The organism is Brachymonas sp. J145 (assembly GCF_036312245.1).
GTDB classification, from domain to species: Bacteria; Pseudomonadota; Gammaproteobacteria; order Burkholderiales; family Burkholderiaceae_C; genus Brachymonas; species Brachymonas wangyanguii.
The window spans coordinates 51561-77647 of the sequence record NZ_JAZDCI010000009.1 but is presented as its reverse complement, the minus strand read 5'-3'; the positions used below and the strand labels follow the sequence as shown (position 1 = coordinate 77647).

At 62.2% G+C, this 26087-nt stretch carries 26 protein-coding genes and 1 tRNA gene; 25 read left to right on the top strand and 2 right to left on the bottom strand.

Annotated elements, in window-relative coordinates; translation table 11 throughout:
* Positions 1 to 31 precede the first annotated feature (31 nt).
* The 12 genes from bamA (at position 32) to V1261_RS08970 (ending at position 13616) form a co-directional block, all read left to right on the top strand.
* A complete protein-coding gene (gene bamA / locus V1261_RS09025) occupies positions 32 to 2377 on the top strand; it encodes an outer membrane protein assembly factor BamA (RefSeq protein WP_329771404.1) in 2346 nt (781 codons plus the stop codon).
* A complete protein-coding gene (locus tag V1261_RS09020) occupies positions 2377 to 2937 on the top strand; it encodes an OmpH/Skp family outer membrane protein (protein WP_329771403.1) in 561 nt (186 codons plus the stop codon). The genes bamA and V1261_RS09020 overlap by 1 nt, the downstream gene beginning before the upstream one ends.
* 65 nt (positions 2938 to 3002) lie before the next feature.
* Complete coding sequence (gene lpxD / locus V1261_RS09015; RefSeq protein ID WP_329771402.1) at positions 3003 to 4010, top strand: UDP-3-O-(3-hydroxymyristoyl)glucosamine N-acyltransferase; 1008 nt, start codon at positions 3003 to 3005, stop codon at positions 4008 to 4010.
* On the top strand, positions 4007 to 4462 hold the full coding sequence (gene fabZ / locus V1261_RS09010; RefSeq protein WP_329771401.1) for a 3-hydroxyacyl-ACP dehydratase FabZ: 456 nt from the start codon (positions 4007 to 4009) through the stop codon (positions 4460 to 4462). Before lpxD ends, fabZ begins: the two co-directional genes overlap by 4 nt.
* A gap of 14 nt (positions 4463 to 4476) precedes the next feature.
* Positions 4477 to 5265: an acyl-ACP--UDP-N-acetylglucosamine O-acyltransferase gene (gene lpxA / locus V1261_RS09005; RefSeq protein ID WP_329771400.1), complete on the top strand. Its 789-nt coding sequence runs from the start codon at positions 4477 to 4479 to the stop codon at positions 5263 to 5265.
* 24 nt (positions 5266 to 5289) lie between these two features.
* Positions 5290 to 6438, top strand: a complete 1149-nt coding sequence (lpxB, locus tag V1261_RS09000; protein WP_329771399.1) for a lipid-A-disaccharide synthase — start codon at positions 5290 to 5292, stop codon at positions 6436 to 6438.
* Positions 6410 to 7051: a ribonuclease HII gene (gene rnhB, locus V1261_RS08995; protein WP_329771398.1), complete on the top strand. Its 642-nt coding sequence runs from the start codon at positions 6410 to 6412 to the stop codon at positions 7049 to 7051. The genes lpxB and rnhB overlap by 29 nt, the downstream gene beginning before the upstream one ends.
* Entirely contained in the window at positions 7048 to 7827 is a 780-nt protein-coding gene (locus V1261_RS08990; protein ID WP_329771397.1) for a TrmH family RNA methyltransferase, read from the top strand. Before rnhB ends, V1261_RS08990 begins: the two co-directional genes overlap by 4 nt.
* A gap of 211 nt (positions 7828 to 8038) precedes the next feature.
* Positions 8039 to 9208, top strand: coding sequence for a glutamine-hydrolyzing carbamoyl-phosphate synthase small subunit (gene carA, locus V1261_RS08985; RefSeq protein WP_329771396.1), 1170 nt, complete (start codon positions 8039 to 8041; stop codon positions 9206 to 9208).
* A gap of 73 nt (positions 9209 to 9281) precedes the next feature.
* The gene (gene carB, locus V1261_RS08980) at positions 9282 to 12542 is read left to right on the top strand and encodes a carbamoyl-phosphate synthase large subunit (RefSeq protein WP_329771395.1); all 3261 of its coding nucleotides are present in this window, start codon (positions 9282 to 9284) and stop codon (positions 12540 to 12542) included.
* A gap of 112 nt (positions 12543 to 12654) precedes the next feature.
* Positions 12655 to 13131 (top strand): transcription elongation factor GreA, encoded by a 477-nt coding sequence (greA, locus tag V1261_RS08975; protein ID WP_329771394.1) that lies wholly within the window; start codon positions 12655 to 12657, stop codon positions 13129 to 13131.
* A gap of 14 nt (positions 13132 to 13145) precedes the next feature.
* Entirely contained in the window at positions 13146 to 13616 is a 471-nt protein-coding gene (locus V1261_RS08970) for a DUF4149 domain-containing protein (RefSeq protein WP_329771393.1), read from the top strand.
* A gap of 12 nt (positions 13617 to 13628) precedes the next feature.
* Here V1261_RS08970 and V1261_RS08965 read toward each other — a convergent pair whose 3' ends face one another.
* Positions 13629 to 14774, bottom strand: a complete 1146-nt coding sequence (locus V1261_RS08965; protein WP_329771392.1) for a S1C family serine protease — start codon at positions 14772 to 14774, stop codon at positions 13629 to 13631.
* Positions 14775 to 14848: 74 nt separating this feature from the next.
* On the opposite strand from V1261_RS08965, the gene V1261_RS08960 reads away from it, so the two are divergent.
* Positions 14849 to 15607: a Nif3-like dinuclear metal center hexameric protein gene (locus V1261_RS08960; RefSeq protein WP_329771391.1), complete on the top strand. Its 759-nt coding sequence runs from the start codon at positions 14849 to 14851 to the stop codon at positions 15605 to 15607.
* Complete coding sequence (pdxA, locus tag V1261_RS08955; protein ID WP_329771390.1) at positions 15604 to 16680, top strand: 4-hydroxythreonine-4-phosphate dehydrogenase PdxA; 1077 nt, start codon at positions 15604 to 15606, stop codon at positions 16678 to 16680. Before V1261_RS08960 ends, pdxA begins: the two co-directional genes overlap by 4 nt.
* A gap of 60 nt (positions 16681 to 16740) precedes the next feature.
* Here pdxA and mscL read toward each other — a convergent pair whose 3' ends face one another.
* On the bottom strand, positions 16741 to 17160 hold the full coding sequence (gene mscL / locus V1261_RS08950; RefSeq protein WP_329771389.1) for a large conductance mechanosensitive channel protein MscL: 420 nt from the start codon (positions 17158 to 17160) through the stop codon (positions 16741 to 16743).
* Between the two features lie 166 nt (positions 17161 to 17326).
* On the opposite strand from mscL, the gene petA reads away from it, so the two are divergent.
* The 11 genes from petA to ubiE all read left to right on the top strand — a co-directional run bounded on the left by petA (position 17327) and on the right by ubiE (position 25984).
* Positions 17327 to 17929 (top strand): ubiquinol-cytochrome c reductase iron-sulfur subunit, encoded by a 603-nt coding sequence (petA, locus tag V1261_RS08945; RefSeq protein WP_329771388.1) that lies wholly within the window; start codon positions 17327 to 17329, stop codon positions 17927 to 17929.
* An 11-nt stretch (positions 17930 to 17940) separates the two neighbouring features.
* Positions 17941 to 19356: a cytochrome b gene (locus V1261_RS08940; protein ID WP_329771387.1), complete on the top strand. Its 1416-nt coding sequence runs from the start codon at positions 17941 to 17943 to the stop codon at positions 19354 to 19356.
* Positions 19357 to 19388: 32 nt separating this feature from the next.
* Positions 19389 to 20156 (top strand): cytochrome c1, encoded by a 768-nt coding sequence (locus tag V1261_RS08935; RefSeq protein ID WP_329771432.1) that lies wholly within the window; start codon positions 19389 to 19391, stop codon positions 20154 to 20156.
* 125 nt (positions 20157 to 20281) lie between these two features.
* Positions 20282 to 20893: a glutathione S-transferase N-terminal domain-containing protein gene (locus V1261_RS08930; RefSeq protein ID WP_329771386.1), complete on the top strand. Its 612-nt coding sequence runs from the start codon at positions 20282 to 20284 to the stop codon at positions 20891 to 20893.
* Between the two features lie 16 nt (positions 20894 to 20909).
* On the top strand, positions 20910 to 21398 hold the full coding sequence (locus tag V1261_RS08925; RefSeq protein ID WP_329771385.1) for a ClpXP protease specificity-enhancing factor: 489 nt from the start codon (positions 20910 to 20912) through the stop codon (positions 21396 to 21398).
* A 50-nt stretch (positions 21399 to 21448) separates the two neighbouring features.
* Positions 21449 to 21524 (top strand) — tRNA-Thr (locus tag V1261_RS08920).
* 131 nt (positions 21525 to 21655) lie between these two features.
* The gene (gene dnaX / locus V1261_RS08915; RefSeq protein WP_329771384.1) at positions 21656 to 23731 is read left to right on the top strand and encodes a DNA polymerase III subunit gamma/tau; all 2076 of its coding nucleotides are present in this window, start codon (positions 21656 to 21658) and stop codon (positions 23729 to 23731) included.
* A gap of 61 nt (positions 23732 to 23792) precedes the next feature.
* Complete coding sequence (locus V1261_RS08910; RefSeq protein ID WP_329771383.1) at positions 23793 to 24128, top strand: YbaB/EbfC family nucleoid-associated protein; 336 nt, start codon at positions 23793 to 23795, stop codon at positions 24126 to 24128.
* Between the two features lie 7 nt (positions 24129 to 24135).
* Positions 24136 to 24726 carry a recombination mediator RecR gene (gene recR, locus V1261_RS08905; RefSeq protein WP_329771382.1) on the top strand — a complete coding sequence of 197 codons (591 nt, stop codon included), beginning with the start codon at positions 24136 to 24138 and terminating at the stop codon, positions 24724 to 24726.
* An 18-nt stretch (positions 24727 to 24744) separates the two neighbouring features.
* The gene (locus tag V1261_RS08900) at positions 24745 to 25194 is read left to right on the top strand and encodes a gamma-butyrobetaine hydroxylase family protein (RefSeq protein WP_329771381.1); all 450 of its coding nucleotides are present in this window, start codon (positions 24745 to 24747) and stop codon (positions 25192 to 25194) included.
* A gap of 58 nt (positions 25195 to 25252) precedes the next feature.
* Positions 25253 to 25984: a bifunctional demethylmenaquinone methyltransferase/2-methoxy-6-polyprenyl-1,4-benzoquinol methylase UbiE gene (gene ubiE, locus V1261_RS08895; RefSeq protein WP_329771380.1), complete on the top strand. Its 732-nt coding sequence runs from the start codon at positions 25253 to 25255 to the stop codon at positions 25982 to 25984.
* Positions 25985 to 26087: the final 103 nt, after the last annotated feature.

Here is a 26087-nt window from a genome sequence, read left to right as displayed (position 1 = left end):
CAGCAATGTAGTACCGTACCTGACGAATTCCATGAAGCGACACTCCCTTCCTTTCCGCCGCACGGCAGCCGCTGCCGTTGCCAGTCTCGCCTTTGTTTCCCATGCCGCCTGGGCGGTAGACCCGTTTGTCATCCAGGACATCAAGGTGCAAGGCCTGCAGCGTGTCGATGCCGGTACGGTGTTCTCCTCGATGCCGGTGCGTATCGGCGAATCTTATGATGATGACAAGGGTGCGGCCACCATCCGTTCGCTGTATCAGCTGGGCCTGTTCAACGACGTGCAGGTGCAGACGCAGGGCAGCGACGTGATCGTGGTGGTGACCGAACGACCCACCATCAACACCATTGACGTCAGCTCGGCCAAGCAGTTCGACAAGAACACCGTGCTCGGGGCGCTGGCAGCCAGCGGCTTTGCTTCCGGCCAGCCCTATAGCAAGGCGGTAGAAGACCAGGCGATCCAGGACCTGAAGCGCATGTACCTGAGCCGTGGCTACTACAACCTGGAAGTCGAAACCACCATGACGCCGCTGGAGCGCAACCAGGTCAACGTCACGCTGAGCGTGCAGGAAGGCCCTTCGGCGCGCATCGACAGCATCAACTTCGTCGGCAACGAGGTCTTCAGTGATTCCACCCTGAAAGGCCAGATGCAGCTGGATACCGGCAACTGGATGTCCTGGTACACCAAGTCCGACCGCTATGCGTCTGATCGCCTGAACCAGGACGTCGAGGCCGTCACGCGCTACTACAAGAACCGTGGCTACCTGGAATTCAAGGTCGATTCCACCCAGGTGGCCCTGACGCCCGACAAGACCGGCATCAACATCACCATGAACGTGACCGAAGGTCCGCGCTATGTGGTGTCCGGCGTGTCGCTGGCAGGTGATTATCTGCAGCGCGAAAATGAATTCCAGTCGCTGGTCAAGATCAAGCCGGGCGAAGCCTACAAGATCGACGATGTGGACGAGACCGTGCAGGCCATGGAAAACCACTTTGGCAACTACGGCTACGCCTTTGCCAAGGTCAATGCCGTGCCGCAGGTGGACCGCGAGCGCCAGCAGGTGGCCCTGATCATGGAGGCCACACCCAGCGATCGCGCCTATGTGCGCAACATCAACATCTCCGGCAACGCACGTACGCGTGACGAGGTGATCCGCCGAGAGCTGCGTCAGTACGAATCGTCCTGGTACAGCTCCGACAAGATCCAGACCTCGCGCGCTCGCGTGGACCGTCTGGGTTACTTCACTGACGTGCAGGTCAGCACCCAGCCGGTACCGGGTACCAGTGACCAGGCCGACATCAACCTGAACGTCAAGGAAGCGCATACCGGTTCGCTGCAGCTGGGACTGGGCTATTCCACCTCGGACAGCGTTTCCTTCCTGGTCGGCGTGTCGCAGGACAACATCTTCGGTTCCGGCCAGTCGCTGGGTTTCGAGGCGTCCAACAGCGAATACAACCGCACCTTCTCACTGCGCTCTACTGATCCCTATTTCACCAAGGACGGCATTTCCCGCACCTTTGGCCTGAGCTACAGCGATATCGAGCCGTACGAGTCCCAGAGCGGTAACTACTACGACTACAAGATGCAGCACATGAACGCCAACATGAACTTTGGCGTTCCGTTTACCGAAAACGACACGGTGTACTTTGGTGCCGGCTTCGAGCAGTACAAGGTCAAGCAGCAGAACCGCGAGCTGCCCAAGGAATACCAGGACTTCCAGAAGGAATACGGCGGCAACTCGGCCTATGGCATTCCGTTGACGGTGGGCTGGTCGCGTGACCGTCGCGACAGCGCACTGGCACCATCTTCCGGCAGCTACCACCGCCTGTTTGGTGCCGTCAGCCCGGCAGGTGACATGAAGTACGCGCTGGCAACCTATCGCTACCAGTATTTCTACCCGCTGTCCAAGAAGTACACCTTCGCCCTGAATACCGATCTGGCCTATGGCAAGAGCCTGGGTGGCAAGAGCTTCCCGATCTTCAAGAACTTCTATTCGGGCGGCCTGAGTTCTGTGCGCGGCTTCGAACAAAGCTCGCTGGGTCCCAAGAACGTGGACCTCGACGGTGATACCTATTCCGTGGGCGGCTCCAAGAAGTTCAACGTGAACATGGAAGTGGTGGCACCGTTCCCGGGCGCCGGTACCGACAAGACGCTGCGCATGTTCGGCTTCATGGACGTGGGTAACGTCTATGCGGATGACAGCTCCGTCTACGACCTGCCGCAGAACAAGGATGCCAAGAGCCTGCGCGCTTCTGCCGGTGTCGGTATCCGCTGGATCTCGCCGATGGGCCCGCTGAGCCTGGCGTTTGGCTGGCCGGTCAAGAAGTACGACGGTGATAAACTCGAGAAAGTCCAATTCCAGATCGGTACGCAATTCTGATGAACAAGATCCGCCCATTTATCAAGCATGCAGCGGGTGCGCTGCTGGCCTGTGCCGCGGTAGTCGCACCGCTGGCAGCGCAGTCCCAGACTGCCGTGGCGACGACACTGTCGGCACAGCCGCTGACGGGCCGCATCGGCTTCGTGAATACCGATCGCCTGTTCAGCGAGACGCGCGCGGCGGTGGATTCGCAGAACAAGCTCAAGCGCGAGTTTTCTTCGCGTGAGCAGCAGCTGTCCAGGCTGGGTGAGCGCATGCAGAAGGCGATCAACCAGTTCGAGCGCGAGCATGCCAACCTGTCCGAATCGCAGTTGAACGAACGTCGCCGTGAGCTCACGGCCATGGACAGCGAGTTCCAGCAGAAGCGCCAGGAATTCCAGGAAGACCTGAACAACCGCAAGGCCGAGGAAATGCAGGCCCTGCTGGAGCGTGCCAACCGCGCCGTGATCCGTATCGCGACGCAGGAAGGCTACGATGTGATCCTGCAGGAAGTGGTATTCATCAAGCCGCAACTGAACATCACCGACAAGGTGATTGCCGAACTCGACGCAGGTCGATGAATGGGCCGCTGCTGGCTCCCGACAGGGCACCAGCAGGTGCCCTTTTTTGTTTGAAAGGCGAACATATGGACAAGCAGGTGACAGTGGCGCAGATCGTGGAGGCGCTGCAATCCCATGGTGGTGAACTGCACGGTGATGGCACGATCTGCGTCCAGGGTCTGGCAGCGCTGGAGCATGCCCAGCCCGGCAGCCTGAGCTTTGTCAACGGTCCGCGTTATGCCGCCCAGATGGAGCAGTCGCAGGCGTCCTGCCTGATCGTGCCGCCTGCCATGCTCGAGGCCGCGCGCCGTGAGGGCAGGGCGTGCATCGTCACTGCCAACCCGTACGCCTACTATGCGCGTGTCACGCAGTGGTGGAAGCAGCACATGCTGCCGCAGCCTGACTACCGCATCCATCCTTCGGCGGTGGTACATCCCGAAGCTGATGTCCATCCGGATGCCATCATCGGCCCGTTGTGTGTGGTCGAGCGCGGTGCCCGTGTTGGTGCCGGCAGCTGGCTCAAGTCGCGCGTCACGCTCAGCGAAGGCTGCTCGGTCGGTGCACGCTGCATCCTGCATCCCGGCGTGGTGATTGGCGCTGACGGTTTCGGCTTTGCCCACGAGAATGGCGAATGGGTCAAGATCGAGCAGCTGGGCGCGGTACGCATCGAGGACGATGTGGAAATCGGCGCCAACACCTGTATCGACCGTGGCGCCTTGGATGACACCGTGATCGGCAAGGGCGTCAAGATGGACGACCTGATCATGATTGCGCACAACGTGCAGATCGGCGAGCATACGGCCATGGCCGCCAACACCGGTGTGGCCGGCAGCGCCCGCATTGGTGCGCACTGCACGATTGGCGGTGCCGCCAATATTGCCGGCCACCTGACGATTGCCGATGGCATCCATATCACCGCCACTTCCATGGTCACGCGCTCGCTGCGCAAGCAGGGCGCCTATACCGGATTCTTCCCGCTGGACGATAATGCGACCTGGGAGAAGAATGCCGCAGCTGTCAAGAGCCTGCACAAGCTGCGCGATCGCGTACGCGCACTCGAACAACAACTTTCTGAAAACAAGACACAACCATGACTGCTGCCTCCATCGATATCCACCAGATCATCAAGCGCCTGCCCCACCGTTACCCGATCCTGCTGGTGGATCGCGTGCTGGAGGTGGAAGGTTCGACGCGCATCAAGGCGATCAAGAACGTCACCATCAACGAACCGTTCTTTACCGGCCACTTCCCGAACCGTCCGGTCATGCCGGGCGTGCTGATCCTGGAAGCGATGGCACAGGCCTCGGCGCTGCTGCTGCTGCCGCCGGACAGCAACAAGCTGGATCCGGACGTGGTCTACTACTTTGTCGGTATCGACAATGCCCGTTTCAAGCGGCCGGTCGAGCCGGGTGACCAGTTGGTCATGGAGTGCACTGCCGAGCGCTCGCGCGGCGGCATCTACAAGTTCCACGCCGTCGCGCGTGTCGATGGTGAACTTGCCTGCGAAGCCGACCTGATGTGTACGGTGCGCCGTATCGAAGCCTGATTCCTGGAGACACCATGGCACTGATCCATCCCACCGCCCTGATCGATCCCGCTGCGCAACTGGCCGCCGATGTCGAGGTGGGTCCGTTTGCCACGGTGGGTCCGCATGTGCAGATTGGTGCCCGTAGCCGCATTGGTGCCCATTGCGTGATCGACGGTCACACCACGATTGGTGAAGACAACGTCTTCCATCCGCACAGCACGATTGGCGGCCCGCCGCAGGACAAGAAATACGCCGGCGAACCGACGCGCTTGGAGATTGGCCACCGCAACACGGTGCGTGAGTACTGCACCTTCAACACCGGCACGGCGCAGGATGCCGGCGTGACCCGCATCGGCGATGACAACTGGATCATGGCCTATGTGCATATCGCGCACGATGTGCAGCTGGCCAATAAGACCATTCTGGCCAACAACGCCACGCTGGCCGGCCACGTGCATGTGGGCGACTGGGTCATCATCGGCGGCCTGACCGGCGTGCACCAGTTCGTCAAGATCGGCGCACACGCCATGATCGGTTTTGCCTCGGCGATCAACCAGGATGTGCCACCCTTCATCATGGCCGATGGCAATCCGCCCTCGGCGCGCGGCTTCAATATTGAAGGCCTGCGTCGTCGCGGCTTCGGCCCGGAACGCATTGCCGCGGTCAAGGCCATGTACCGCCAGATCTATCGCAACGGCCTGACGCTGGAACAGGCGCGTGACGCCATTGATGCGCTGGCGGCTGAACACCCCGAAGCGCGCGAAGACGTGGCGATGATGCAGGCCTTTCTGCAAGGCTCCACGCGCGGCATCACGCGCTGATTCCGGCAGCTGGAGCACGAGCGGATGGCGGGCGATTCCCTGCGCATGGCCATGGTGGCTGGCGAAGCATCCGGCGACTTGCTCGCCGGTCTGCTGCTGGAAGGTGCGCGCCAGCGCTGGCCGCAGCTGCAATCCGATGGCATTGGCGGCCCGCGCATGCAGGAGCAGGGTTTTGTCGCGCACTGGCCGAGCGAGGCGCTGGCCGTGCACGGCTACAGCCTGGAAGTGCTGAGCAAGGTTTACGGCATCTGGAAAATCCGCAATCAGCTGCGTGAACGCCTGCTTCGCGATCGGCCCGATGTGTTTGTCGGCGTGGATGCGCCTGATTTCAATCTGGGTCTGGAGCAAGCCCTGCGCGAGAAGGGCGTACCGACCGTGCACTTTGTCTGCCCCTCGATCTGGGCCTGGCGCGCCGAGCGTGTACACCAGATCCGGCGCAGCGCCGATCATGTGCTGTGCCTGTTTCCGTTCGAGCCGGAGCTGTTGCAGCAGCATGGCATTCCGAGTACCTATGTCGGCCATCCGCTGGCCGCGGTGCTGCCGCTGGAACCGGATCGTATCGCGGCACGCCAGGCGCTGGGCCTGCCCGAGGCGGGCGAAGTGGTGGCGCTGCTGCCTGGCAGTCGCGGTTCCGAAGTGCGCCATCTGGCGCCACGCTTTCTGCAGGCGGCGCGCCTGCTGCTGGAGCAGCGTCCGGGCCTGCGCTGCATCCTGCCGGCGGTGCCGGCGCAATACGAGCGGCTGCAACAGCAGATCGCCCAGGCTGGCCTGGCCGGCAAGATCCAGCTGCTACAGGGACAATCGCATGCGGCACTGGCGGCCTGTGATGTCACCTTGATCGCCAGCGGTACCGCCACGCTGGAGGCTGCGTTGTTCAAGCGCCCGATGGTGATTTCCTATGCCATGGCTGACTGGTCCTACCGGCTGATGCAGCGCAAGCAGCTGCAGCCCTGGGTGGGACTGCCCAACATCCTGTGCCAGGACTTTGTCGTGCCGGAAATCCTGCAGGACCAGGCCACGCCGCAGGCACTGGCTGCTGCCGTGACCGACTGGCTGGATCAGCCGGCGCGTGTTGCCGCGCTACAGCAGCGCTTTACCGATCTCCATCTTCTGCTGCGCCGTGATACGGCTGCACTTGCCACCGATGCCATCGCCCAGGTCCTTGCACGCTGAACAGGCTTCCTTGCCCTGGGACAGTCCGGGATTGCTGGCTGGCGTTGACGAGGCCGGCCGTGGCCCGCTGGCCGGCCCGGTGGTGGCGGCGGCCGTGATCCTGGACGAGCGCCAGCCGATTGCCGGTCTGGCTGATTCCAAGAAGCTGACGGCGCGTCGCCGTGAATTGGTGTACGAGGAGATCCTGGCCAAGGCCTTGTGCTGCAGCATCGCCCAGGCCAGCGTGGAGGAAATCGATCAACTCAATATCCTGCACGCCACCATGCTGGCGATGCGCCGGGCCGTGGAAGGCTTGCGGCTGAAGCCAGCCAAGGTGCTGGTCGATGGCAATCGCCTGCCGACGCTGCAGGTGCGCGCCGAAGCCATCGTGCAAGGCGATGCCAAGGTGGCCGCGATTTCTGCCGCCTCGATCCTGGCCAAGGTCACGCGTGACCGCTGGTGCCTGGAGGTGGATGCCAGCTATCCCGGCTACGGTTTTGCCCGCCACAAGGGCTATGGCACGGCCGAGCACCTGCAGGCGCTGCGCAGCCTGGGTGCCACGATGCAGCATCGTCGCAGCTTCGCGCCTGTGGCGCAGGCCTTGCTGCGCGCAGACTGTGGGCAGAGCGCATGAGCAGTCCGCTGAAGCCGGTCTTCATTGCCAGCCGTGATAACGCGCTGGCCAAGCTGTTGCGCAAGCTGGCGCAGGATCCGGGTGCCTACCGACGCCAGGGCCAGATCTGGGTCGAAGGCGATCACCTCTGCCGCGCCGCCCTGGAGCGCGGGGTGCGACCACAATGGGCGGTCATCAGTGAACGCGCCTGGGGGCAGGTTCCGGCCAGCTGGTATGCCGGTGCCGAACGTCTGGCGGTGCTTGATGATGCGCTGTTTGTCCAGGCCAGCACGCTGGAATCGCCGGCTAGCATGGGCTTCCTGCTGCCGTGGTCGGATCAGCAGGCAGTGTTGCAGCCGCAGCAGGACAGCATCGTGCTGGACCGGGTACAGGATGCCGGCAATGTCGGTTCCATCTTGCGTACTGCCAGTGCCATGGGCTTTCGCCAGATACTGGCACTCAAGGGCACGGCCGCGCTGTGGTCGCCCAAGGTGCTGCGTGCCGGCATGGGGGCCCACTTTGGCCTGCAGCTGCATGAAGGCCTGTCGCTGGATGACCTTGACGCGTTGCAGGTACCGCTGCTGGTCACCCATTTGCAAGGCGCACAACTGCTGCATGAGGCAGCGTTGCCGCGCCCATGCGCCTGGGTCATGGGGCATGAAGGGCAGGGCGTGCAGCAGGGCCTGGTTGATCGTGCCAGCCTGCTGTTGCGTATTGCCCAGCCGGGCGGCGAAGAGTCGCTCAACGTGGCGAGTGCTGCCGCCATCTGCCTTTACGCCAGTTCCATTGCACGCTGACCGGGTTTTCATCAGGGAAATCCATACGCTTGCAATGCTGCTCGGATATAATGAGGGGCTTCACAGCACACCCGGCGCCTGCCGCGATTCAAGTTCTCATGCTAATTCGGTGCTGAGCCATGCACCCTCTACCCAGGGCATGGTGGTTCTTGCGTCTGCCTGGCGACCGTCCATTTTGTCGACCCCGCATCCTCTTCTATCGGAGAACCACGTGCTCTTGTCCCAGCAGGCACCCTTTCCCACCGCTATCCTCACCCTGGCCGACGGCTCGGTCTTCATTGGCCAGTCCATCGGTGCTGCCGGCATCACCACTGGCGAGGTGGTTTTCAACACCTCCATGACCGGTTACCAGGAAATCCTGACCGATGCCAGCTATGCCCGCCAGATCGTCACGCTGACCTATCCCCACATTGGCAACTACGGCACCAACCCGGAAGACGTCGAGTCGCGCGACCTGTTCGCCGCCGGCCTGGTGATCCGTGACCTGCCGCTGGTCGCCTCCAACTTCCGCAGCACCGCTACCCTGCAGGAATACCTGCAGAGCCACGACACGGTGGCCATTGCCGGTATCGATACGCGCCGCCTGACGCGCCACCTGCGTGACCACGGATCGCAGAACGGCTGCATCATGGCGCTCGACAGCGCGCGTGCGCCGACGCAGCAGGAAATTGACCAGGCCATCGCCGCTGCCAAGGCCGCACCGTCCATGGCTGGCCAGGATCTGGCCCAGGTGGTGACCTGCACCCAGCCCTACACCTGGACCCAGACCGAGTGGGTGCTGGGCGAGGGTTACGGCAACCTGGAAGAACCCGAGTTCCATGTCGTCGCCTATGACTATGGCGTCAAGCACAACATCCTGCGCATGCTGGCCGGCCTTGGCTGCAAGCTGACCGTGGTGCCGGCGCAGACACCGGCGGCCGAGGTGCTGGCGATGAACCCGGACGGCGTGTTCCTGAGCAACGGCCCTGGCGATCCGCAGCCTTGCGATTACGCCATCAAGGCGATCAGCGAGATCGTTGACAGTGGCAAGCCGACCTTCGGCATCTGCCTGGGCCACCAGCTGCTGGCACTGGCCAGCGGTGCCACGACCTACAAGATGAAGTTTGGCCACCACGGTGGCAACCATCCGGTCAAGGACCTGGACAACGGTCGCGTCAGCATCACCAGCCAGAACCATGGCTTTGCCGTGGACGGCGACAACCTGCCGGCCAATCTGCGCGTCACGCACCAGAGCCTGTTCGATGGCACGCTGCAGGGTATTGCCCGCACCGACCAGCCGGCCTTCAGCTTCCAGGGCCACCCGGAAGCCTCCTGCGGCCCGCACGACATCGACTACCTGTTCGATCGCTTCATCCAGCTGATGCGCGAAGCCAAGGCCTGATTACGCCAGCGCTGCCCGCGTGCGCCCACAAGGCGCGGCGGGCATCCACAGAACGCACTTCATTCGAAATACCATGCCAAAACGTTCAGACATCAAGAGCATTCTCATCATCGGTGCCGGCCCCATCATCATCGGCCAGGCCTGTGAATTCGACTATTCCGGCGTGCAGGCCTGCAAGGCGCTGCGCGACGAGGGTTACAAGGTCATCCTGATCAACAGCAACCCGGCCACGATCATGACCGACCCGGCCACGGCCGATGTCACCTACATCGAGCCGATCAACTGGAAGACGGTCGAGAAGATCATCGCCAAGGAGCGCCCCGACGCGATCCTGCCGACCATGGGTGGCCAGACCGCGCTGAACTGCGCGCTGGACCTGTGGCGCAACGGCGTGCTCAACAAGTACCGCGTCGAGTTGATCGGCGCATCGCCCGAAGCCATCGACAAGGCCGAGGATCGCCAGAAGTTCAAGGACGCCATGACCCGCATCGGTCTGGGTTCGGCCCGTTCCGGCATCGCCCACACCATGGCCGAAGCCTGGGACGTGCAAAAGAGTGTCGGCTTCCCGACCATCATTCGCCCGAGCTTCACGCTGGGTGGTACTGGTGGCGGCATCGCCTATAACGCGGAAGAGTTCGAGACCATCTGCAAGCGCGGCCTGGAAGCTTCCCCGACCAACGAGCTGCTGATCGAGGAATCGTTGCTGGGCTGGAAAGAGTACGAGATGGAAGTGGTGCGCGACAAGGCGGACAACTGCATCATCGTCTGCTCGATCGAGAACTTGGACCCGATGGGCGTGCACACTGGTGACTCGATCACCGTGGCACCGGCACAGACGCTGACCGACAAGGAATACCAGCTGATGCGCAACGCCTCGCTCGCCGTGCTGCGCGAGATTGGCGTCGATACCGGCGGTTCCAACGTGCAGTTCGCGGTCAACCCGAAGGATGGCCGCATGATCGTGATCGAGATGAACCCGCGTGTGTCGCGTTCCTCGGCACTGGCTTCCAAGGCGACCGGCTTCCCGATCGCCAAGATTGCCGCCAAGCTGGCTGTGGGTTACACGCTGGACGAGCTGCGCAACGAGATTACTGGCGGCGCCACGCCGGCCAGCTTCGAGCCGACGATTGACTACGTGGTCACCAAGATCCCGCGTTTTGCTTTCGAGAAATTCCCGGCTGCCGATAACCGCCTGACCACGCAGATGAAGTCCGTGGGCGAAGTGATGGCCATCGGCCGCACCTTCCAGGAGTCGTTCCAGAAAGCCCTGCGTGGCCTGGAAGTCGGCGTTGACGGCATGAACGAAAAGACCCAGGACCGCGAGATCCTGGAAAAGGAACTGGGCGAGCCCGGTCCCGAGCGCATCTGGTACGTGGGCGACGCCTTTGCCGCCGGCTGGACCGTGGAAGAAGTGCACCAGCTGACCAAGATCGATGTCTGGTTCCTGGTGCAGATCGAGGAAATCGTCAAGATCGAACTGGCGATTGACAAGCTCTACGAAGAAAAGGGCGAAGCCGCGCTGGCCGCCATTGGTGCCGACACGTTCCGCATGCTCAAGCAGAAGGGCTTCAGCGACCGCCGTCTGGCCAAGCTGCTGCACACCACCGACAAGGCGGTGCGCGAAGCGCGCCAGGCACTGAACGTGCGCCCGGTCTACAAGCGCGTGGACACCTGCGCCGCCGAGTTTGCCACCGATACTGCCTACATGTACTCCACCTACGAGGAAGAGTGCGAGGCCGAGCCCACCAGCAACAAGAAGATCATGGTGCTGGGCGGTGGCCCCAACCGCATCGGCCAGGGCATCGAGTTCGATTACTGCTGCGTGCACGCCGCGCTCGCCATGCGTGAAGACGGTTACGAGACCATCATGGTCAACTGCAACCCCGAGACCGTCTCCACCGACTACGATACTTCCGATCGTCTGTACTTCGAGCCGCTGACGCTGGAAGACGTGCTGGAAATTGTCGACAAGGAAAAGCCGACTGGTGTGATCGTGCAGTACGGTGGCCAGACGCCGCTGAAGCTGGCGCTCGGCCTGGAAGCGGCCGGCGTGCCGATCATCGGTACTTCGCCCGACATGATCGACGCCGCAGAAGACCGTGAGCGCTTCCAGAAGCTGCTGCATGAACTGAACCTGCTGCAGCCGCCGAACGCCACGGCGCGTACCGAAGCCGAGGCGCTGGACAAGGCGACCGAGCTGGGCTACCCGCTGGTGGTGCGTCCCAGCTACGTGCTGGGTGGCCGTGCCATGGAAATCGTGCATGAGCAGCGCGACCTGGAGCGCTACATGCGCGAAGCGGTCAAGGTCAGCAACGATTCCCCGGTGCTGCTGGATCGTTTCCTGAGCGATGCCATCGAATGCGACGTGGACTGCGTGCGCGATACCGCCGGCCGTACCTTTATCGGCGGCGTGATGGAGCATATCGAGCAGGCTGGCGTGCACAGTGGTGACTCCGGTTGTTCGCTGCCGCCGTACTACCTGAGCCAGGCCACGGTCGACGAGATCAAGCGCCAGACGCGCGCCATGGCCGAGGCCCTGAACGTGGTCGGCCTGATGAACGTGCAGTTTGCGATCCAGGAAAAAGTCCAGGAAGACGGTAGCAAGCAGGACGTGATCTACGTGCTGGAAGTCAACCCGCGTGCCAGCCGTACCGTGCCCTTCGTCAGCAAGGCGACCGGCATCCAGCTGGCCAAGGTGGCCGCGCGCTGCATGGCCGGCCAGACGCTGGACCAGCAGGGCGTTGGCGAGGAAGTCACGCCGCCGTATTTCAGTGTCAAGGAAGCCGTGTTCCCCTTCGTCAAGTTCCCGGGCGTGGACACCATCCTCGGTCCCGAGATGAAGTCCACCGGCGAGGTGATGGGCGTTGGCAAGACCTTTGGCGAAGCCTTCCTGAAGGCCCAGCTGGGTGCCGGCGAAAAGCTGCCGACTTCCGGCAAGGTGTTCCTGACCGTGAAGAACAGCGACAAGCCGACGGCAATCAAGATCGCTAGCCAGCTGGTCGAGATGGGCTTCGAGCTGGTCGCCACGCGCGGCACGGCCAAGGCCATCAGCGATGCCGGCGTGCCTTGTGCCACTGTCAACAAGGTGGCCGAAGGCCGTCCGCACATCGTCGACATGATCAAGAACAACGAGATCGTGATGGTGATCAACACGGTGGAAGAGCGTCGCAACGCAATCGCCGATAGCCGTGCCATCCGCACCAGCTCGCTGGTCGCCGGTGTCACCACCTACACCACGATTGCGGCAGCCGAAGCCGTGGTGGAAGGCATGCAGTTCGTCGACAAGCTGGGCGTGATTTCCGTCCAGGAGATGCACGCGCACCTCAACGCTTGACCTTGTCTGCCATTTGGGCATAATGAGCCCATTCATGACCGCCGGGACGCAAGACCCGGCGGTTTCGCTTTATTGGACCGATTCCAGTCAACAGCAAGAACAACACGAGACCATGACTACCTATCCCATCACCGTCAACGGTGCCGAAAAACTCAAGACCGAACTGCAACGCCTGAAGACCAAGGACCGTCCCGAAGTCATCAACGCCATCGCCGAGGCGCGCGCCCAGGGTGACCTGAGCGAGAACGCCGAATACGAGGCCGCCAAGGATCGCCAGGGCTTTATCGAAGGCCGCATCAAGGAAATCGAAGGCAAGCTGGCCGCCGCCAAGATCATCGATCCGGTGGCGCTCGACGCCGGCGGCAAGGTGGTGTTTGGTGCCACCGTCGACCTGGAAGAGGAAGAGTCCGGCGAAGCCGTGACCTACCAGATCGTCGGCGAAGACGAGGCTGACCTCAAGCTGGGCCTGATCAACGTCGGCAGCCCGATCGCACGTGCGCTGATCGGCAAGGAAGAGGGCGATACCGCCGTGGTGCAGGCACCGGGCGGTACCAAGTCCTACGAAATCGTGGGCGTGCGCTACATCTGATCCCGGGAACTGCCATGAAAGAACGCCAGCACCTGATCAGCACCATCGTGGCAGCCATCTGGCTGGGCAGCATGTCGGTGATCGGCTTCATGGCCGTGCCGCTGCTGTTCAAGTACCTGCCGAGTACGGCCGTGGCGGGCAACATGGCCGGCCAGCTGTTCCTGGCGCAGGGCTGGGTTTCCATCATCAGCATCGTCGTGCTGCTGGTGATTTTCCGCGCGCGCCTGCGTGACTACGCCATGACGCGTTACGAAGGCGATGGCCAGCTCAAGGCGCTGGACCCGGCGCACAAGCCGAACATGCTGTATTTTGGCGTGCTGATTACGGCCATCCTGCTGACCATGCTGCTGGTGCTGGTGGCCGCACCGCGTATCCAGGCGCGCGAAAACCTGGCGCTGTGGCATGGCGTGGGCACTTTCCTCTATGTGGCGCAATGGCTGTGCGCCCTGATCGCCGTCATCCGGCTGCAGCAGCGCCGTACCTGATCTGCCCGCTTCCTAGCGTTGGCCCGGTTGCTGGGCCTCGGGACGCGGCCGCTGCGCCGGTACCAGCTCTATCGGCTGGGTCTGTCCTTCGCGCAGCACGGTAAAGCTGGCGGCCACGCCGGGTGTCAGCGCCGCCACGGCGGACAGCACTTCCTGCACATTGCGGATCGGCTTGCCATTCACGGCGGTGATGATGTCGCCCGGTCGCATCTGTGCCAGGCTGGCCGGACCTCCCTGCACGATGCCGGTGATGATCACGCCCTGGTTGGCCTTGGCCTTGAAGGTTTCGGCGATCTCCGGCGTGATGTCGTTCGGCTCCACGCCAATCCAGCCGCGAGTGACATGGCCGTTGGTGACGATGCTGTCTAGCACATGCTTGGCGGTGCTGGTTGGCGTGGCAAAACCGATGCCCATATAGCCACCGGTACGCGAATAGATCGCGGTATTGATGCCGACCAGGTTGCCGTGGATGTCGACCAGGGCACCGCCCGAATTGCCCGGATTGATCGCGGCATCGGTCTGGATGAAGTTTTCGAAGGTGTTGATGCCCAGCTGGCTGCGGCCCAGGGCACTGACGATGCCACTGGTCACGGTCTGGCCGACACCAAACGGGTTGCCGATCGCCAGGACCGGGTCGCCCACCTGCAGGCTTTCCGAATCGCCGAGCGTGATCGCCGGCAGCTCCTTGACCTCGGTCTGCAGCACGGCCAGGTCGGTATCGGGATCGGTGCCGATGATGCGTGCCATGGTGCGGCGGCCATCGTGCAACAGGACCTCGATCGTGGTGGCACCCTCGACCACGTGGTTGTTGGTCAGGATATAGCCGGACGGGCTGACGATCACGCCGCTGCCAACGCCGGAAAACAGGTCTTCCTCGCTGTTGCCATCGCCCGGCGCCGACAGGCTGGGGGCGGCCTGGCGCTCATCGGGGTTGGTCAGGATGCTGACGACAGAGGGCGCAGCTTTCTGTGCTGCCGTGCGCAGGGTTTCGGTTTGCGCGCTCGGGACCGGCTTGTCGCGTGCCGGCGCCTCGATCACGGTGACACTCTTGTAATCCCCCGTCCGCGACACCCAGTCTGGGCGCACGGCCGCCACCACCAGGAACAGGGCCAGCGCAACCGTCACAACCTGCGAGAATAGCAACCAGAATCTTTTCATCCGGACATTGTCGCTGAAATTGCCTGCACAGCCGTGGCAGGCGCCTGGCGCGATGGCATTACAGGAGTCAAGCGATGTTGCGATCCGACTTGCTGCAAGAACTGGACCAGATCCTGCAGCCCTGGAATTTCAAGGACTACGGTCCCAACGGCCTGCAGGTCGAGGGACGCGCCGAAGTGCGGCGGCTGGTCACTGGCGTCACCGCCAGCCGGGCGCTGATCGAGGCCGCCATCGAGGCCCAGGCCGATGCTATCCTGGTGCACCACGGCCTGTTCTGGCGTGGCCAGACTGGCGTCGTGACTGGCTGGATGCGCCAGCGTCTGAAACTGCTGCTTGGCCACGACATCAACCTGCTGGCCTATCACCTGCCACTCGATGCCCACCCGGAGCTTGGCAACAACGCCCAGCTGGCGCGCCAGCTCGGTCTGGTCACGCAGCGCCAGTTTGGCGAGCAGAACCTGATCAGCATCGGCCAGCCGGAGCAGGGCGAGTTTGCCAGTGCCCAGGCACTGGCCGATCATGTCAGTGCGCGGCTGGGTCGATCCGTGCAACTGGCTGATGGCTTGCCGGCCGGTCGTCCGGTGCGCACCATCGCCTGGTGTACCGGTGGTGCCCAGGGCCAGTTCGAGGCCGCACTCGAGGCTGGTGCCGATGCCTACCTCACCGGTGAAATGTCCGAGCCGCAACCGCATTACGCGCGTGAATGCGAAGCCGCCTTCCTGGCCTGTGGTCACCATGCGACGGAGCGCTACGGCGTGCAGGCACTAGGTGCCGAAATCGCCCGCCGCTGCCAGCTGGAACATATTCACATCGATATCGACAATCCGGCATGACGACACAACTGCTGGCCCTGAGCATGGGCGATCCCGCCGGCATTGGCCCGGAAATCATCATCAAGGCTTGCGCCGAACAACCGCAGCTGATGCGCCATGTCTGCATCGTCGGCGACCTGCAGGTGTTGCAGCGCGCCCTGCAGGTGTGCCGCGAACAGCTGCCGGATCAGGCCTGGCCGGAACTACGACCTGTTGCCGATTGGCAGCAGGCCGCAGAGCAAACAGGGCAGGCTGGTCAGCTGCTGCTGTTGCAGGCATGCGACAGCCCGGCTGTCATGCCGGTGTTTGGCGAGGTTCAGGCCGCGGCGGGTCGGATGGCGGCCGACTGCATTCTGGCTGGTGCCCAGGCAGCACTGGATGGCCGCGCCGCCGCCCTGGTCACGGCTCCGATCCACAAGGAGGCGCTGGCGCTGGCCGGCGTGGATTACCCCGGACATACCGAACTGCTGCAGGCCTGCGCTGCGCGCCATGCCGGCGTGTCGGTTGTGCAGATGCCGGTGCGCATGATGCTGGCCAACCATGAGCTGCGCACCGTACTGAACAGCATCCATGTCAGCCTGCGCGATGCCATCGAGCAGGTCAGCGCGCAGCAGGTGCTGGACACCATCCGCATCACGCATGATTTCCTGCTGCGCACCGTGTGTGCCCGGCTGCAGCGCCCGCCGCGGATTGCCCTGGCCGGGCTGAATCCGCATGCCGGCGAAGGCGGGCTGTTCGGGTGCGAGGAAATCGATGCCATCTTGCCGGCCATCGAGGCAGCGCGGGAGCAGGGCATGGACGTGCATGGCCCGTATCCGCCTGACACCGTCTTCATGCAGGCGCGCGCTGCCAGCCTGCAGGAGCCGCCATTCTGCGATGCGGTGATCGCCATGTACCACGATCAGGGCCTGATTCCGGTCAAGTACCTGGGAGTGGAGCAGGGCGTCAATGTCACGCTGGGGCTGCCGCTGGTGCGTACCAGCCCGGACCACGGCACCGCCTTCGATCTGGCCGGCACGGCGCGCGCCGACTGCGCCAGCCTGCTGGAGGCCGTGCGCATGGCGCGCTGGATGACCAGTGGCAGCATGGACTGAAGCTGCAGGCACAAAAAAGCCCCGCCATGGCGGGGCTTGAACAGGCAACCGAAGCAGGTATTACTTCTTCAGGCTGTCACGGATTTCGCGCAGCAGCACGATGTCCTCGGCCGGAGCCTCGGGAGCGGCTTCTTCCGGCTTGCGCATGCGGTTCACCTGCTTGATCATCATGAAGATGACAAAGGCCAGCAGGAGGAAGTTGATCACGATGGTGATGAAGTTGCCATAGGCCAGCACCGGCACGCCGGCTTCCTGCAGCGCTGCCAGGTTGTTGGCCACGCCGGCCGGAATATTGCCCAGCACCACGTACATGTTGGAGAAGTCGATATCACCGATCACGGCGCCGATCAGCGGCATGACGATGTCCTTTACCAGCGAATCGACGATCTTGCCGAAGGCCGCGCCGATGATCACACCGACGGCCAGATCCATCACATTGCCCTTGGTGGCAAATTCCTTGAATTCCTTGAGCATTCCCATGCTTATCCTTTCTTTGGGTTGAGGGAGGTCAAAAACGTGTGCGAGTATGGCACAAATAAAATTCCTGCAACGCTTCGCTTACATTGAATAACACACTGTCACTGGGCTACAATCTGGCAGTTAACCCTGTTGTGAACAAGCGTAACAGCGCATCGTGAGGATTCCCATGAGTAATACAGTAGAACCAGTAGACGCCAGCAAACGCACCTGGCTGATCGCATCCGGTTGTGCAGGTGTGGCGGGGGGTGTCGCTGCTGCAGTGCCCTTGGTGCGGTATTTCCAGCCCTCCGAGGCGGCCAAGGCCGCTGGTGCTGCCGTCCAGGCCGACGTCTCTGCCCTCCAGCCCGGTGAAATGATGACCGTCGAGTGGCGTGGCAAGCCGATCTGGATCCTGCGTCGCACGCAGGAAATGCTGGAATCCCTGAAAAACCATGAAGGCCAGCTGGCAGATCCTGCTTCCGACCGCAACAACATTCCCACCCCGGATTACGCCAAGAACCAGTGGCGCTCTACCAATCCGGAGTTTTTCGTGGCCATTGGCATCTGTACCCACCTGGGCTGCTCTCCCAGCAGCAAGTTCACGCCGGGTGCACAGCCGTCGCTGCCGAACGACTGGCCGGGTGGCTTCTTCTGCCCCTGCCACGGTTCCACCTTCGACCTGGCCGGTCGCGTGTTTGCCAACAAGCCGGCACCCGACAACCTGGAAATCCCGCCCTATACCTTCCTGTCCGAGACGCAGCTGCTGATCGGCGAGACCCAACAGGCTTGAGGTGAAACAACATGGCTGAATTCAAAGAAATTTCTCCCAACGCGCCGGCAACGGCCAAGCTGGGCAACTGGTTCGAGAACCGTTTCCCGACGCTGTTCTCCGCCTACCGCGTGCACATGTCCGAGTACTACGCGCCGAAGAACTTCAACTTCTGGTATGTGTTCGGCGTGCTGTCCATGGTCGTGCTGATCATCCAGATCGTGACCGGCATCTTCCTGGTCATGAACTACAAGCCCGATGCCAACCTGGCATTTGCTTCCGTCGAATACATCATGCGTGACGTGCCTGCCGGCTGGTGGGTGCGCTACATGCACTCCACCGGCGCTTCCGCCTTCTTCGTGGTGGTCTACCTGCACATGTTCCGCGGCATGATGTACGGCAGCTACCGCAAGCCGCGCGAGCTGGTGTGGCTGTTTGGTTGCGGCATCTTCCTGGCGCTGATGGCCGAAGCCTTCATGGGCTACCTGCTGCCCTGGGGCCAGATGTCCTACTGGGGCGCCCAGGTGATCGTGAACCTGTTTGCTGCCATCCCGCTGGTCGGCCCCGACCTGGCGCTGCTGATCCGTGGTGACTATGTGGTGAGCGACGCCACCCTGAACCGCTTCTTCAGCCTGCACGTGATTGCCGTTCCGCTGGTCCTGATTGGCCTGGTGGCTGCGCACATCTTCGCGCTGCACGACGTGGGTTCCAACAACCCCGACGGCATCGAGATCAAGCAAGGCCCGAAGGGCAACCAGTGGTCTGCCACTGCCCCGGCCGATGGCGTTCCGTTCCATCCCTACTACACCGTGCATGACATCTTTGCCGTGTGCGTGTTCCTGTTCGTGTTCTTTGCCGTGGTGTACTTCGCTCCTGAAATGGGCGGCTACTTCCTGGAATACAACAACTTCATCCCGGCTGACCCGATGGTCACTCCGCTGCACATTGCGCCGGTGTGGTACTTCACCAGTTTCTACTCCATGCTGCGTGCCATCACCACCGAAATGGTGTATGTGCTGATGGCGTGTGCGCTGCTGGCGGCCTTGTTCGTCGTGCTGAAGATGAAACTCTCCAGCATCACCAAGGCCGTGGTCCTGGTGGCTGCCATCGTGGCCTGTGTGCTGATGTACTTCCTGGACGCCAAGTTCTGGGGTGTGGTCGCCATGGGTGGCGCCGTGATCATCCTGTTCTTCCTGCCCTGGCTGGATCAGAGCCCGGTCAAGTCGATCCGTTATCGTCCGACCTGGCACAAGGTGCTGTACGCGATTTTTGTGGTCAACTTCATCGTGCTGGGCTACCTGGGTGTGCTGCCCCCGTTCCCGGTGGGTGAGCGTGTGTCCCAGCTGGGTACGCTGTTCTACTTCGGTTTCTTCCTGCTGATGCCCTGGTGGAGCAAGCTGGGCCAGTTCAAGCCGGTGCCGGAACGCATCACCTACAAGCCCCACTGAGCACACGGACTGGAGATATCAACATGAAACAATTGAAGAAAGTCATTGCCGGTCTGCTGTGTGCTGCAGGCCTGATGGTAGGCGGTAACGCCATGGCGGCAGGTGCCGGTGGTGTGGCCTGGGACAAGGCACCGGTTGACGTCAGCAACCTGCCGTCCCTGCAGAACGGCGTCAAGCTGTTTGCCAACTACTGCCTGAACTGCCACTCTGCTGCTTTCATGCGCTACAACCGCCTGGAAGAAATCGGCCTGACCGAGAAGCAGATCAAGGAAAACCTGATGTTCACCGACATGAAGTACGGTGAAGGCATGAAGGTTGCCATGAGCAAGGCTCAGGGCAAGGAGTGGTTCGGCAACGCACCGCCGGACCTGACGCTGGTGGCACGTTCCCGCGCCGGTGCAGGCGGCAGCGGTGCTGACTATCTGTACACCTATCTGCGCGGCTTCTACCGTGACGACAATGCGCCCACGGGCTGGAACAACGTCGTGTTCAACAACGTCGCCATGCCGCACGCCATGTGGGAGCTGCAGGGCGAGCGCAAGCCGGTGTTTGAAATGCACAAGGTAGGCGACACTGAAACCCCGGTCTTTACCGGCAAGTGGGAGCAGGTGACGCCGGGTACCATGGAGCCGGCCCTGTTTGACCAGGCCGTTGGCGATCTGGTCAACTACCTGCAGTGGATGGCCGAGCCGGTGCAACAGACGCGCAAGACCATCGGCTTCTATGTGCTGGCCTTCCTGGCAGTGTGTATCTTCCTGACCTGGCGTCTGAACAAGGCGTTCTGGAAAGAAGTGCGCTAAGCACACCGTGCTAAGCTATCCCTGAACTGACAGGGTCAAGCGGAGTGGACAGTCCTTCAGGGAGTCCACTCCTTTGGTTTTTTGTTCATCGTATTCATTGCGTTGACTTACAGGAGTTTTTTGCCATGATGGTTTTGTATTCGGGAACGACTTGCCCGTTTTCTCACCGCTGCCGTTTCGTTCTGTTCGAAAAGGGCATGGACTTCGAAATCCGTGACGTCGACCTGTACAGCAAGCCGGAAGACATCAATGTCATGAACCCCTATGGCCAGGTGCCGATCCTGGTCGAGCGTGACCTGATCCTGTACGAGTCGAACATCATCAACGAGTACATCGACGAGCGCTTCCCGCACCCGCAGCTGATGCCGGGTGACCCGGTGGATCGCGCGCGTGTGCGCCTGTTCCTGCTCAACTTCGAAAAGGAGCTGTTCACACATGTCTCCGTACTGGAAAACCGCACGTTGAAGAGCACCGACAAGTCGCTGGAAAAGGCGCGCAGCCAGATCCGCGACCGACTGACGCAGTTGGCGCCGGTGTTCCTGAAGAACAAGTACATGCTGGGCGAGAACTTCTCCATGCTGGACGTGGCGATTGCGCCGCTGCTGTGGCGTCTGGACTACTACGGCATCGAGCTGAGCAAGAATGCTTCGCCGCTGCTGAAGTACGCCGAGCGCATCTTCTCGCGTCCGGCCTATATCGAGGCACTGACGCCGTCCGAAAAGGTCATGCGCCGCTGAGCCACAGGAAACGCCCATGTCTGAAGCTAGCGACATCCGCCCGTACATGATCCGTGCCTGGCACGAATGGTGTACCGACAATGGATTCACGCCGTATCTGCTGGTCAAGGTCAACCAAACGGTGGCCGTGCCGCGCGAGTTCGTGCAGAACGGCGAGATCGTGCTGAACGTGGACCTGGATGCTACCGGTGGCCTGAGTCTGGGCAATGACCTGATCCGCTTCAAGGCCCGTTTTTCCGGCAAGGTGCGCGACATCATCGTGCCGGTCGATCGGGTGCAGGCCATTTATGCTCGTGAAAACGGGCAGGGCATGGGCTTTGAAGTGCTGGAGGAAGAGCAGCAGACTGACGCCCAGGATGCGGCCGAAGTGGATGCCGATGCGGACACCGCGACGCCTGCGACAGGCTTGCAGGTGCTTGAAAAGTCTGCTTCCGAGGCGGCAGCCAAGGCTGACGACAAGCGTCCGGCAGGCAAGTCGGGCAGCAGACTGCGGATTGTCAAATAAGTCGCTACTGGCCCTGGAATGGCAATTTCCATGGTTATAATGCGGGCTTCGCCGGCTTAGCTCAGTTGGTAGAGCACCCGCCTTGTAAGCGGTAGGTCGTCAGTTCGAATCCGACAGCCGGCACCATTCAAAAATACCAGTTTCCGTTTGGAGCTGGTATTTTTTTATGCAAATTTGCCGGAAATCCGGAAACGTGTCATTCTTGTTACCGACTTTGCATCGCTTCCTGCGGCGCTGGTCGCAGGTAGAATAGCGCCATGTCTTATCTGGTCCTCGCCCGCAAATACCGTCCGCGCAGCTTCCTCGAAATGGTGGGGCAGGAGCACGTGGTGCAGGCGCTGACCAATGCGCTGAACACGCAGCGCCTGCACCATGCCTACATGTTCACCGGCACGCGTGGTGTCGGCAAGACCACGGTATCGCGCATCCTGGCCAAGTCGCTCAACTGCACCGGGCCGGATGGCAACGGCCAGGTCACGGCCGAACCGTGTGGCGTTTGCCAGGCCTGCACCGAGATCGATGCCGGCCGCTTTGTCGATTACATCGAACTGGACGCGGCGTCCAACCGCGGCGTGGACGAAGTGCAGGGCCTGCTCGAACAGGCGATCTACAAGCCGGTGCAGGGCCGCTTCAAGGTCTTCATGATCGACGAAGTGCACATGCTCACCAACACCGCCTTCAACGCCATGCTGAAGACGCTGGAAGAGCCGCCGGAATACCTCAAGTTCGTGCTGGCCACGACTGATCCGCAAAAGGTGCCGGTCACGGTGCTGAGCCGCTGCCTGCAGTTCAACCTGCGCCCGATGGTGCCGGAAACCGTTTTCACGCATCTGGAGCATGTACTGGGCTCCGAGGGCATTGCAGCCGAGCCCGGTGCGCTGCACCTGCTGTCACGCGCGGCACGTGGCTCCATGCGCGATGCGCTGTCCCTGACCGATCAGGCGATTGCCTTCAGCAGCGGCCAGGATGGTGCGGGTGGCCTGCGTACCGAATCCATTCGCCAGATGCTGGGCAGTGTCGATTCCAGCTATGTGCATCGCATGATCGAGGCACTGGCGCTGGCGCAGCCGGCACAATTGCTGGAACTGGTCAAGGCCTTGCAGACGCATGGCCTCTCAGCCGCGCATGCGCTGGAGGACATGACACAGGTGCTGCAGCGCATGGCGGTGTACCAGATGGTGCCCGATGCCGCTGGCCAGTCCCATCCGGACGAAGAAGAGATCCGCCGTCTGGCCAGCCTGATGCCGGCAGACGAAACCCAGCTGCTGTACAGCATCTGCCTGCAGGGCGGGCAGGAACTGGGCCTGGCGCCCGACGAATATGCGGCGCTGGTGATGGTGCTGCTGCGTCTGCTGGCGTTCAAGCCGGCGACGTCTGCCCAGCCCGTGGCTGCGGCCGGCGCTGAAAAAAAAACACTGAACACGACTGAGCCTGCGCCGCTGGCTCCCGCTGCAGAGGATCATCCGCCTTCGGCCGTTACGTCGCCAGCTGGCCAAGTTGCGGAGGTTGTCAGCCCTGCAACGCCTGCGGCGCTGACAAGCCTGGCGCCGACAGAAACGCCTGTTGCGCCGGTACCATCCGAGCCTGTGGCTGCTGGCACGCCAGCAGTTGAAGCGGCCGTGACAGAAGTTCCCGTAGCCGTGCCTCCACCGGCCAGCATTCCGCCCTGGGAAGATATTCCGTCAGCCGTTGACATGGTCATGCCTGAGGCCGAAGCTGCAGTGGCCGTGGCGCCCGCGCCCGTTGCACCCGTCCTGGCAGAGACGCCCGGGCCGGCTGCAGCCGCAGCGCCTGCTGAAGACCTGATGCGCCTGCCGGTGCGCAGCATGACGCCGCCGCGTGCCGAACCCGCTGTACCGGATGAGGCGAAGGTCGTCGAAGCACGACGCCTGTTGCCGACCGAGTATGGCGATCTGTGGAGCCAGCTGGCCACGCAAATCGTGCAGCAGGGCCTGGTCACGGCCTTTACGCGCGAGCTGTTGCTGCAGTCGCAGTTGCTGGAACAGGCGCAGAATGAAGGCGGCCAGGCGCTCTGGACGCTGCGTGTCGAATCCGAAACCCTGCAGCATGAGCCCAGCCGCAAGCGTCTGGAGCAGGCGCTGGCTGATATCGGATATCCGGTGCTGCTGCAAGTAGTGCTGGGGCGTGTCGTTGACAGCCCGGCCATGCGCATTACGCAGACGCGCGAAGAGCAGCGCCAGCATGCCGAGCAGCTGTTCGGCAGCCACCCCTTCGTGCAGCAGATGGTGCAGCAGATGGAGGCCCAGATCGTGCCCGGCAGCGTGCAGCTGCTGGAGACCGCGGCAGCGGATCCGGTTGATCCGGCTGCCTGAATCCCGAATCCCCTGAATCGGCCCTGGTCGCAGGGCTACCCTGACAAGCAAAGGAAACACCATGTTCAACAAAGGACAACTCGCCGGCCTGATGAAGCAGGCGCAAGCCATGCAGGACAACCTGAAGAAGGCACAGGACGAACTGGCCAACGTCGAAGTGACGGCCGAATCCGGCGCCGGCCTGGTCAAGGTCACCATGACCTGCAAGCACGACGTCAAGCGCGTCGAGATTGATCCCAGCCTGCTGGATGACGACAAGGAAATGCTGGAAGACCTGGTTGCCGCCGCCTTCAACGCTGCCGTACGCAAGGCTGAGGAAGTCAGCTCCGAAAAAATGTCCAAGCTGATGCCAGCCGGCATGCCGGGTATGCCCGCCGGCATGAAGTTCCCGTTCTGATCGCGCCGTGAGCCAGGCCCATGCGCTGGACGCCCTGATCGAGGCCTTGCGACGCCTGCCCGGCGTGGGTGTGCGTTCGGCCTCGCGCATGGCCTTTCACCTGCTGCAGCATGACCGGTCCGGTGCCGAGCAGCTGGCGCAGGCGCTGCAGCATGCCTGCCAGAGCGTGCACCATTGCCGCTTGTGCAATACCTTCACCGAGCAGGAGATCTGCAGCACCTGCCAGGATCCGACACGCGATTCGGGCTTGCTGTGCGTGGTCGAAACGCCGGCAGACCAGTCGGCGCTGGAGCGCACCCAGGCCTACCGCGGCCTGTATTTCGTGCTGATGGGCAAGCTCAGTCCGCTGGACGGTATCGGCCCGAAGGATATCGGGCTGGGACGCCTGTTGCAGCGGGTGGAAGAGGGCCAGGTCAAGGAAGTGATCCTGGCGACCAATTTCACCGCCGAAGGCGAGGCCACGGCACATGTGCTGACTGAGCTGCTGAAGACGCGTGGCGTGCAGGTGACCCGACTGTCACGCGGGGTTCCGGTAGGCAGCGAGCTGGAGTATGTCGATCTGGGTACCATTGCCTATGCGCTGAGTGACCGGCGCTGATACTGACAAGGACGACCCATGGCTGGACTGAGCCCCGATACCCCGCATCCCACCGGCATTACCGTACATACCCAATCGCGCCAGCTGGAAGTGAGTTTTGATGACGGCAAGCAGTTTCTGCTGCCGTTTGAATTGCTGCGCGTGTATTCCCCGTCGGCCGAGGTCAAGGGCCATGGCGAAGGCCAGGAAGTCCTGCAGACCGGCAAGCGCCTGGTCGAGATCGTGGACCTGACACCGGTCGGGCACTACGCGATCCAGCCGCGTTTCAGTGATGGCCACGACAGCGGCATCTACTCCTGGGATTACCTCTACAAGCTCGGCAACGAGCAGCAGGCCTTGTGGCAGGACTATGAAGAGCGTCTGGCCAAGGCGGGCGCTTCGCGTGACCTGTTGCCGCACGAGCAGGTGGTAGCGCGATCCGGCCAGGGTGGCGGTTGCGGATCGGGCGGCTGCGGCAGCAAGCACTGAGCTGGGCGGCTAGAATGGGGGTTCCGCTCCCCGTGAGCCCCATTTGCAGTAGCCAGCCATGAGCCAGACCCATTTCGGATTCCAGACCGTCGACGAACAAGACAAGGCCAAGCGCGTGCGCGGGGTGTTCGACTCCGTTGCGTCCAAGTACGACATCATGAACGACCTGATGTCGGGTGGACTGCACCGTGCCTGGAAGGCCTATACCGTGATGGTGGCCAACCTGAAAGAGGGCGATCGCGCGCTCGACATTGCCGGCGGTACCGGTGACCTGTCGCTGGCCTTTGCCAAGAAGGTTGGCAAGACCGGCCAGGTGGTGCATACCGATATCAACTACGCCATGCTCAGCACTGGCCGCGAGCGCCTGCTGAACAAGGGTCTGGTGCTGCCGACGGTAGTGTGTGATGCAGAGAAGCTGCCGTTTCCCGATGGCCATTTCGATCTGGTCAGCGTGGCTTTTGGCCTGCGCAACATGACGCACAAGGACGCGGCGCTCAAGGAAATGAACCGCGTGCTCAAGCCGGGCGGCAAGCTGCTGGTGCTGGAGTTCTCGCGCGTGGCCAAGCCGCTGGAAAAAGTCTACGACTGGTACAGCTTCAACGTGTTGCCGCGCATGGGTAGCATGGTGGCCGGCGATGCGGAAAGCTACCGCTACCTGGCGGAATCCATCCGCATGCACCCGGGCCAGGAAGAACTCAAGGCGCTGATGAAGCAGGCCGGCTTTGGCCATGTGGACTACCACAACATGACGGCCGGTGTCGTGGCGCTGCACGTTGGCATCAAGTGCTGATGCAGTCCATAGACCACAATTTACATTGATATCGCTTGCAAATGGGGTCTTGGGACCCCATTTGCTTCATAATCAATCACGCTATTTTCATTATCAGGAGATC

Coding starts and splice junctions, on each gene's coding strand:
- bamA (WP_329771404.1), top strand. CDS start 32: ATGAAGCGACACTCCCTTCCTTTCCGCCGCACGGCAGCCGCTGCCGTT.
- V1261_RS09020 (WP_329771403.1), top strand. CDS start 2,377: ATGAACAAGATCCGCCCATTTATCAAGCATGCAGCGGGTGCGCTGCTG.
- lpxD (WP_329771402.1), top strand. CDS start 3,003: ATGGACAAGCAGGTGACAGTGGCGCAGATCGTGGAGGCGCTGCAATCC.
- fabZ (WP_329771401.1), top strand. CDS start 4,007: ATGACTGCTGCCTCCATCGATATCCACCAGATCATCAAGCGCCTGCCC.
- lpxA (WP_329771400.1), top strand. CDS start 4,477: ATGGCACTGATCCATCCCACCGCCCTGATCGATCCCGCTGCGCAACTG.
- lpxB (WP_329771399.1), top strand. CDS start 5,290: ATGGCGGGCGATTCCCTGCGCATGGCCATGGTGGCTGGCGAAGCATCC.
- rnhB (WP_329771398.1), top strand. CDS start 6,410: ATGCCATCGCCCAGGTCCTTGCACGCTGAACAGGCTTCCTTGCCCTGG.
- V1261_RS08990 (WP_329771397.1), top strand. CDS start 7,048: ATGAGCAGTCCGCTGAAGCCGGTCTTCATTGCCAGCCGTGATAACGCG.
- carB (WP_329771395.1), top strand. CDS start 9,282: ATGCCAAAACGTTCAGACATCAAGAGCATTCTCATCATCGGTGCCGGC.
- greA (WP_329771394.1), top strand. CDS start 12,655: ATGACTACCTATCCCATCACCGTCAACGGTGCCGAAAAACTCAAGACC.
- V1261_RS08970 (WP_329771393.1), top strand. CDS start 13,146: ATGAAAGAACGCCAGCACCTGATCAGCACCATCGTGGCAGCCATCTGG.
- V1261_RS08965 (WP_329771392.1), bottom strand. CDS start 14,774: ATGAAAAGATTCTGGTTGCTATTCTCGCAGGTTGTGACGGTTGCGCTG.
- V1261_RS08960 (WP_329771391.1), top strand. CDS start 14,849: ATGTTGCGATCCGACTTGCTGCAAGAACTGGACCAGATCCTGCAGCCC.
- pdxA (WP_329771390.1), top strand. CDS start 15,604: ATGACGACACAACTGCTGGCCCTGAGCATGGGCGATCCCGCCGGCATT.
- mscL (WP_329771389.1), bottom strand. CDS start 17,160: ATGGGAATGCTCAAGGAATTCAAGGAATTTGCCACCAAGGGCAATGTG.
- petA (WP_329771388.1), top strand. CDS start 17,327: ATGAGTAATACAGTAGAACCAGTAGACGCCAGCAAACGCACCTGGCTG.
- V1261_RS08940 (WP_329771387.1), top strand. CDS start 17,941: ATGGCTGAATTCAAAGAAATTTCTCCCAACGCGCCGGCAACGGCCAAG.
- V1261_RS08930 (WP_329771386.1), top strand. CDS start 20,282: ATGATGGTTTTGTATTCGGGAACGACTTGCCCGTTTTCTCACCGCTGC.
- V1261_RS08925 (WP_329771385.1), top strand. CDS start 20,910: ATGTCTGAAGCTAGCGACATCCGCCCGTACATGATCCGTGCCTGGCAC.
- dnaX (WP_329771384.1), top strand. CDS start 21,656: ATGTCTTATCTGGTCCTCGCCCGCAAATACCGTCCGCGCAGCTTCCTC.
- V1261_RS08910 (WP_329771383.1), top strand. CDS start 23,793: ATGTTCAACAAAGGACAACTCGCCGGCCTGATGAAGCAGGCGCAAGCC.
- V1261_RS08900 (WP_329771381.1), top strand. CDS start 24,745: ATGGCTGGACTGAGCCCCGATACCCCGCATCCCACCGGCATTACCGTA.
- ubiE (WP_329771380.1), top strand. CDS start 25,253: ATGAGCCAGACCCATTTCGGATTCCAGACCGTCGACGAACAAGACAAG.